Origin of the sequence: Shewanella saliphila, assembly GCF_014648295.1 — a bacterium.
Classification (GTDB): domain Bacteria; phylum Pseudomonadota; class Gammaproteobacteria; order Enterobacterales; family Shewanellaceae; genus Shewanella; species Shewanella saliphila.
Genome location: NZ_BMQV01000118.1, coordinates 1 through 601, shown reverse-complemented (window position 1 = coordinate 601; position 601 = coordinate 1). Strand labels below are relative to the sequence as shown.

Here is a 601-nt window from a genome sequence, read left to right as displayed (position 1 = left end):
ACTGCGTCAGAGTGTTTACGCTGCGTTGTCACCTTATAAGCCTGCCGTTGGGTTACCTTTAGCCGTAAACGTCGCATCATTTTACGGACTGCATAGCGACCTACTTGGTAGCCTTCCTTGCGCAATTTTTTCATCATCTCACGATTCCCTAAGCTGCCTCGGCTTTTCTCGAATAAGCGGCGAACACGGCGATAAAGCTTCAAAGTATCAAGGCTTATCACGTTCGCAGGGCGTTTAAGCCAATCGTAATAGCCTGATTTACTCACGCACATAACTCGGCATAGCAGCGCAACAGGGAACTGATTTGAGTGTTTTTTAATGAAGCGATATTTTACTTCATTTCTTTCGCAAAGAAGGCGCTTGCCTTTTTTAGTATTTCTTTCTCCATGCGTAATTCTTTGTTTTCTTTACGCAATCGCTTAAGTTCATCGCGCTCAGACTCTTCTAAGGCGATGCCTTGCCGTTGGGCCTCGTACTTTTCTTTCCACTTGTAAAGCAGGCTAGTGCCAACCCCTAGAGATTTTGCCGCATCAGCAACACTGTAGCCTTGGTCCAGCACCATCAATACTGCTTCATCTTTAAATGCCTGCGGATAACTCTT

The 601-nt window shown here is 45.6% G+C and carries 1 pseudogene; it reads right to left on the bottom strand.

The features are described 5' to 3' along the window. Window positions 1-601, bottom strand: a pseudogene (locus IEY48_RS20340) (transposase); the annotation flags it as partial.